A 7,045-nucleotide genomic window follows, 5' to 3' on the forward strand; every position below is an offset into this window, starting at 1 on the left:
TGAAAGCCAGATACAAGGGGTTGCTGAAAAACGATAACCAACTGGCGATGTTATTCACGCTGGCCAACCTGTTTCGGGCGGACCAAATGATACGTCAGTGGGAGAGATCTCACTAAAAACTGGGGATAACGCCTTAAATGGCGAAGAAACGGTCTAAATAGGCTGATTCAAGGCATTTACGGGAGAAAAAATCGGCTCAAACATGAAGAAATGAAATGACTGAGTCAGCCGAGAAGAATTTCCCCGCTTATTCGCACCTTCCCTATTGAACGTAGCCGGATGATATGCGCCGGAGACATCACTCTCGACAACAAGGAATAGAGACATGAACGTGAAAAAGAGTACTGCCATCGCCTCTGCCATGACGGGTCTGCTGGCCCTGGGTGCCCAGTTCATCGCCGCGCCGGCCATGGCTGCGGATGACAAGGAGAAGTGCTACGGCGTGGTCAAGGCGGGCAAGAACGACTGCGCCACCAAGGGCGGATCCTGCGCCGGCACCGCCAAGATGGATGCCCAGGGGGATGCCTTCGTGGTGGTGCCCAAGGGGCTGTGCGAGAAGCTCGCTGGCGGGTCCCTGCAACCCAAGTAAGCCGCATGCCATGGTGTGGCGCCCGCCACATCATGGCCCTATCTATTGAGAGCCCAGCCATGAACCCCTTGATCGGTATCGGTTTACGCCCCCCGCACTACAACGAGATCCGCCACACCCTGCCCGGAGTGGGCTGGCTTGAGGTACACAGCGAAAACTACTTCGAGCGCCACAGCCAGGGCTTCGAGGTGCTGGCGGAGCTTGCGAGGCACTACCCCGTGAGCCTTCACGGAGTCGGCATGTCGCTGGGCTCCGCCGATCCTCTCGATGCCGGGCACCTGCGCCAGCTGGCAGCCCTGGTGGCGGCCATCTCGCCGGTGCGGGTGTCGGAGCACCTGAGCTGGGGCAGCATCGGCGGGCGCTATTTCAACGATCTGCTGCCCATGCCCTACACCCGGGCCGCTCTTTTGCACATGAGCGACAAGATAGATCGGGTGCAGCAGACACTGGGCAGACAACTGCTCATCGAGAATCCCTCTTCCTACCTGCAACTGGCGGGGGAGATGGGGGAGGCCGAGTTTCTGGCCGAGCTGGCTGGGCGCAGCGGTTGCGGCGTCCTGCTCGATCTCAACAACCTCCATGTGAGCGCAGTCAATCACGGCCTGGAGGTGGACGACTATCTGGCGACTATCGACCTCGACACGGTCGGCGAAATTCACCTGGCCGGTTTTACCGAGAAGCACCTGCCTCAGGGGCCCCTTTATATCGATACCCACAGCACCCCCGTGGCCGAGCCCGTCTGGGCGCTCTACGAGCAGGTCTGCCAGCAGCGCGCCATCCCCACCCTGATTGAATGGGATCTGGCGATCCCCCCGTTGCCGGTGCTGCTGGGAGAGGCGCAGCGTGCCAGCGAGATCCTGAGCGCGGCACAGCAACCATCCAGGGAGGCCGCCCATGTCTGAGCTTGTTTTCCCGCAAGGTACTTGTGCGAGCGGGCTGCTCGGGGAGGCAGCCCATGTCTGAGCTTGCTTCCATGCAACGCGCTTTTGCGAGCGGTCTGCTCGGCCAGGATGATGCCATCCTCGGGCACATCCAGCCGGGACGCTTTGCCCCCGACGCCCTGTTGCAGATCTATCGCAACAACTTCATCCTCGGCCTCACCGAGGTGCTCGCCAGCAGCTACCCCGCGGTACGCGCCATGGTTGGCGAGACTTTCTTTGAGGCGGCGGCACGAGGGTTCGTGCTGGCGGCACCTCTGGAGGAGGGGAGCGTCATGGACTACGGGGAGGGCTTTGGCGACTGGCTGGTACGCTTGCCCACCACGGCCGCGTTGCCCTGGCTCGGGGATCTGGCCCGCTTCGAGTGGGGGCTGGAGCGGGTCTCGCTGCTTGCGCCAGAGACGCGGCACTGGCCCGCCGAGCGGCTTGCCGCCATGACCCCTGACCACTGGGAGCGGCTGGTGCTGCATCCTGCCTGCGATCTGCTGATCCTGGAGAGCCCCCATCCGGTGCTGGCGCTCTGGCAGATGGCCCTGCACGGCGGTGAGACGGTCAGGGAGCTGGATGCTGTCTGCTCCCTGGCACTCAAGAAACGCCCCGGACACCGGGTCGACCCCATTCCCCTGGATGCCGCCGCCTGGCGTCTGCTGCAAGGCTGCCTGCAGGGCAGGCCGCTGGCCAGCCTGCTGGCTCAGGATCCCGCCATGGCCGAACACCTAGCCCCCCTCATCACCCTCGACCTGCTGGTCGATCTGGAGCTTGCCCCATGACAATGCAAACCCTTGCCAGGCCCCTTGGCCCCCTTGTTGAACGCATCTTGCCCTGGTGCAGCGGTGGCCTGTTGCTGCTTGCCAGGCTCTGGGTCGCCACCATTTTTCTGCGATCCGGCTGGCTCAAGTTAACGGCCTGGGACAGCACCCTCTATCTGTTCGAGTTCGAATATCAGGTGCCCCTGCTGCCCTGGCAGTGGGCGGCCTATGCGGGCACTGCGACCGAGCTGTTGCTGCCCCTCTTCCTGCTGGCGGGCCTCTTCACCCGTCCGGTCGCCTTGCTGCTGTTTGGCTTCAACGCCATGGCGGTCATCTCCTACCCGGCCCTCTGGGCGGGGGGCTTTCACGATCACCAGTTGTGGGGCTGGATGCTGCTGACCCTGGCCGTGTGGGGGGCGGGCCCCCTGGGGCTCGACAGCTGGCGCCTTGCCCGTCGCTCGCCTCCGGCGTAAGGTGGCCGCACACGAGCCCTGCCTGACTGACTGACGGGTGGGAAAGGAATGCAAAGGAGAAGAGATGAAGGTTCGCGAGGCCCTGGCGGCCGATATTCCTGCCCTGACGACACTGCGCATGGCGCTCTTTTGCGAGGTGGGGGAACTTGCCCGGCCCGATGAGGATCCGGTCCTCAGGGAGGCGACGCAGGCCTACTTCATTCAGGCGCAGGAAGAGGGCAGCGCCCGTAGCTGGGTGGTGGAGGAGGAGGGCGAGGTGGTGGCGTGCGCCACCCTGGCACTCTTCGTGCGCCCGCCCTACCCGGGCAATCTGGCGGGGCGGGAAGGGTACCTGCTCAACATCTACACCCGGCCGGCCTGGCGCAGACGGGGAATGGCGAATGCCCTGCTGGTGGCCATGGTGGCGTATGCCCGCGAGCAGCAACTGGGCAAGCTGTGGCTCCATGCCAGCAGTGATGGGCGCGCTATCTACGAACGGTTCGGCTTTGCTGGCAATCCTGCCTGTCTCGAGTGCGTACCTGCCCGTTAGCCTCCTCTTTTTCTGCACCGGGCTGATCCTCTTTCACAAGGGCTGCGTACTGGGAGCCCTTGGCGGCATCGCCGCTTTTCTATACACTGCGCGCCCCATTCGTTTCAGTCGTCCGACCACTTATGTCGGCGCTGGCGGTGCCGATACCCTCTGTGGGTGAGGCCGTGGTGCCCATGGGGATGGTCAACGAGGAAGAAGTGTCATGTTCAATCAGAAGCTCAAAGCGCAGTTGCAGGCATGCCAGACCCGGCTCGACGAGGAGCAGGGCATCATAGAGGCGATCAAGGCGGGTGCCGCCACCGTCATCTTCAGCCCGGAGGGGATCATCCAGGAGGCGAGCACCCCTTTCCTGGCCCTGATGGGATATGGTGCCGCCGAACTGATTGGGCAGCCCCACAGCCAGCTCTGTCCAAGGGCCTGGGGGGAGTCCGGTGACTATCGCCAGTTCTGGCGCCGCCTGGCCCAGGGGGAGGTGCAGTCAGGCACCTTCGAGCGCGTGAACCGGCAGGGGGAGACGCGCTGGCTGGAGGCGACCTATTTCCCGGTGAAGCACCAGGGCCGGGTGACCCGGGTATTCAAGATTGCCAGCGACGTCACCGAACAGCACCAGCGGCTGGAGCGACTCGAAGCGCTGACCGAGGCACTGGACCGCTCCCGGGCCATGATCGAGTTCACCCCGAACGGCGACATCCTCCATGCCAATGCCAACTTCCTGAGCGTTATGGGTTACACCCTGAGTGAGATCGCGGGCAGGCACCACAGGATCTTCTGTGACGAAACCTTCCTGCGCGAGCAGCCCCGTTTCTGGGAGGAGCTGGCCCGGGGCCAGTTCAAATCCGGCCTCTTCATGCGCCACAACAGCCGGGGGCAGGCCGTCTGGCTGGAGGCGACCTACAACCCCATCCGGGATGGCAGCGGCAAGGTGGTACGGGTGGTGAAGTTCGCCAGCGACATCACCGCGCGCATCGAGCAGAACCACGCCACCCGGGAGGCGGCCCGCCTGGCCCACAGCACCGCCCAGGAGACCCTGCACAGCGCAGAGGAGGGGGCGGGCTTGCTGCGCGCCGTGGTGCAGACCTCTTCCCTCATCGCCTCCCAGGTGGATGAGGCCATCGCCCTCATCGGCCAGCTCAACGAGCAGTCCAGAAGCATCGAGGCCATCGTCTCGACCATCAGCGCCATCGCCGATCAGACCAATCTGCTGGCCCTGAACGCCGCCATCGAGGCGGCGCGGGCAGGGGAGCAGGGGCGCGGGTTTGCGGTGGTGGCGGACGAGGTGCGCCAGCTGGCCGCCCGCACGTCACTCTCTACCGACGAGATCGCCAGGGTGGTGCAGAAGAATCGCGAGCTGACCGCCAGGGTGACCGACGACATGGCCGGGGTGGCGGGCAGCGCCGAACTCGGCAAGCAGCAGATCGCCGGGGTGGACAAGCTGATGAGCGAGATCCACCAGGAGGCGGACAGGGTCTCCCAGACGGTGTCTGCCCTCTCCATCTGAGGGGCTGACCGCAAGATTGCCAACAGAGTGAGCGATCGGACGGCCAGGCTGAACCCTGGCTGTATGACGCCCCCCTTCGTCATTGTGCCGCCCGGCCCCCTTGTTTAGGCTGCCGCCTCCTTTTTATTGAGCAGGTAGACAACAATGGCAGTACGACAGAGAGGCAGGGCACTGGCCCTGCTGCTGGGAGTGGGGGCGAGCCTGGGGCTCGGCGGTTGCATGGGCCAGATGGGCCTCTCTTCCATGGTGACCAAGGGCAACCTCAGCGTGGTGGACAACCGCTACGGCCGTGCCGGCGTCTTCGTGCTGCTCTCCCCCGTCTATGGCCTGGCGGCCACGGCGGATCTCTTCGTGTTCAACACCATCGAATTCTGGTCCGGCAAGAACCCCATTACCGGCAAGTCGCCCGCCCTGGTGGATCAGAAGAGCGATGCGATCATCAAGGTGAACCAGCACCTGGATCCTGCCCTCAACCAGGTGCCGCTGGCCCTGCTGCCCCAAGGGGTGCGCGAGGTACAGGTGAGCTACCCGGACGAGCGCACCGCCCAGATGGAGATCCACTACATCGACGGTCAGCGCAGCCTGATGCGGGGAGAGATGCGCGGGGAGCGGCTGGATCTCTATCTGGACGACAAACTGGTCTCGACCCTGAGCCGCGAGCAGCTCGATGCGGCGGCAAGTCGGGGAGCGGTGCAGGCATAATTTGTCGCGCCCCTGATCCTTTACTCCCGACAAATGCTATACATGCCTGCGGGCAAGTACGCCCCGATGTAGAGGGAGTGGGCTATGACGGTAAACGGGTTGCGTTTGGCAGAGCTGATTGGTTCTCTCAGCCATGCCCTGGACATGACGGAAGGGCAGCCGAGAGGCCACTGCATCCGCTGCTGCTGGATAGGCTCTCGTCTGGGGGAGCAACTGGGACTGGATGCCCGGCAGCGCCACGACCTCTATTACACCCTGTTGCTCAAGGATCTGGGGTGCAGCAGCAATGCCGCCCGCATCTGCGAGCTCTATCTCACCGACGATCTTCACTTCAAGCGCGACTTCAAGCTGGTGGATGGCTCCCTCTCCGAGGTGGTCAACTTCGTGCTGGGCCACACCGGCTTGCAGGCGGATCTGCTGGGCCGTTTTCGCAGCCTGTTCCACATCTTTCGCAACGGGGATCAGATAGCCAACGAGCTGATCCTGACCCGCTGCCACCGGGGGGCGGACATCGCCCGCCAGTTGCGTTTCAGCGACGAGGTGGCCCAGGGGATCCTCTCTCTGGATGAGCACTGGAGCGGCAAAGGGCGGCCGCAACAACTGGCGGGGGAGGCCATCCCGCTCTTCTCCCGCATCGCCCTGCTCTGTCAGGTGGTGGACGTGTTTCACGCCGCCGCCGGGCCGGACGCGGCGATGAGGGAGCTGCGCGAGCGCAGTGGAAACTGGTTTGATCCCGCCTTGGTCAATGCCTTCGAGGCGCTGGCCGATGACGCCTTCTGGCAAGGGCTGGCGGATCCCGCGTTGGCGGAGCGGGTCTTCGGCCACCCGGCGGGGCAGGGGGAGGTGGCGCTGGATGAGGATTATCTGGACGAGATAGCGGCGGCCTTCGGCCAGGTGGTGGACTCCAAGAGCCCCTATACCGCGGGGCACAGCGGCAGGGTGGCGCTCTATGCCGACATCCTCGCCGCCCAGATGGGGCTGTCCGAGCCACGGCGACGCTGGCTCAAGCGGGGTGCCCTGCTCCACGACGTGGGCAAGCTCGGGGTGAGCAACGCCATCCTCGACAAGCCGGGCAAGCTTGACGAGCAGGAGTGGGCGGCGGTGCAGATGCATGCCGCCTACACCGAGGAGATCCTGGGCCGCATCGGCGCCTTCGAGGAGCTGGCCCTGGTGGCTGGCGCCCACCATGAGCGACTCGACGGCAAGGGCTACCCCAAGGGGCTCAAGGGGGAGGCGATCACCCTGGAGACGCGCATCATCACCACTGCCGACATCTTCGATGCCATCACCGCCAAGCGCCCCTATCGGGATGCCATCCCGGTGCCGCGGGCCCTGGAGATGATGGCGGAAAACCTGGGCACGGCCATCGACCCCGACTGCTTTGCCGCCCTGAAGGCGGGGATAGAGGACTTCTCCCTCTACCTCACTCCGGAGCAGCCCCTGGCTCGTGCAAGCTAAGGCGCGAGCCGGAGACAAACAAGCCCCGCATCGGCGGCAATGCTGATCAGTTAAGGATCCATTGACCGATCCTTCTGCTGTAGGACAATCCGGAACCAATCACTGGTTC

At 64.3% G+C, this 7,045-nt stretch carries 8 protein-coding genes and 1 pseudogene; all 9 read left to right on the top strand.

Annotation, left to right across the window (positions count from 1 at the left end):
• Positions 1 to 116: pseudogene (locus tag OKC30_RS19055) on the top strand (IS5/IS1182 family transposase); the annotation flags it as partial.
• A gap of 209 nt (positions 117 to 325) precedes the next feature.
• Complete coding sequence (locus tag OKC30_RS19060) at positions 326 to 589, top strand: BufA1 family periplasmic bufferin-type metallophore (RefSeq protein WP_010673595.1); 264 nt, start codon at positions 326 to 328, stop codon at positions 587 to 589.
• A 59-nt stretch (positions 590 to 648) separates the two neighbouring features.
• Positions 649 to 1,491 (top strand): MNIO family bufferin maturase, encoded by an 843-nt coding sequence (gene bufB / locus OKC30_RS19065; RefSeq protein WP_103260508.1) that lies wholly within the window; start codon positions 649 to 651, stop codon positions 1,489 to 1,491.
• Positions 1,492 to 1,544: 53 nt separating this feature from the next.
• Positions 1,545 to 2,297 carry an HvfC/BufC N-terminal domain-containing protein gene (locus OKC30_RS19070; RefSeq protein WP_270668150.1) on the top strand — a complete coding sequence of 251 codons (753 nt, stop codon included), beginning with the start codon at positions 1,545 to 1,547 and terminating at the stop codon, positions 2,295 to 2,297.
• Complete coding sequence (locus tag OKC30_RS19075; protein WP_270668152.1) at positions 2,294 to 2,749, top strand: DoxX family protein; 456 nt, start codon at positions 2,294 to 2,296, stop codon at positions 2,747 to 2,749. Before OKC30_RS19070 ends, OKC30_RS19075 begins: the two co-directional genes overlap by 4 nt.
• Positions 2,750 to 2,813: 64 nt before the next feature.
• The gene (locus tag OKC30_RS19080; protein WP_042864187.1) at positions 2,814 to 3,278 is read left to right on the top strand and encodes a GNAT family N-acetyltransferase; all 465 of its coding nucleotides are present in this window, start codon (positions 2,814 to 2,816) and stop codon (positions 3,276 to 3,278) included.
• Positions 3,279 to 3,480: 202 nt separating this feature from the next.
• Positions 3,481 to 4,776 carry a methyl-accepting chemotaxis protein gene (locus OKC30_RS19085; protein WP_270668153.1) on the top strand — a complete coding sequence of 432 codons (1,296 nt, stop codon included), beginning with the start codon at positions 3,481 to 3,483 and terminating at the stop codon, positions 4,774 to 4,776.
• Positions 4,777 to 4,920: 144 nt separating this feature from the next.
• Positions 4,921 to 5,478 (top strand): DUF3332 domain-containing protein, encoded by a 558-nt coding sequence (locus tag OKC30_RS19090; protein WP_221365674.1) that lies wholly within the window; start codon positions 4,921 to 4,923, stop codon positions 5,476 to 5,478.
• Between the two features lie 84 nt (positions 5,479 to 5,562).
• On the top strand, positions 5,563 to 6,936 hold the full coding sequence (locus OKC30_RS19095) for an HD-GYP domain-containing protein (RefSeq protein ID WP_270668154.1): 1,374 nt from the start codon (positions 5,563 to 5,565) through the stop codon (positions 6,934 to 6,936).
• Positions 6,937 to 7,045 lie beyond the last annotated feature (109 nt).

Origin of the sequence: Aeromonas sp. QDB18 (genome assembly GCF_027705325.1) — a bacterium.
Taxonomy (GTDB): domain Bacteria; phylum Pseudomonadota; class Gammaproteobacteria; order Enterobacterales; family Aeromonadaceae; genus Aeromonas; species Aeromonas caviae.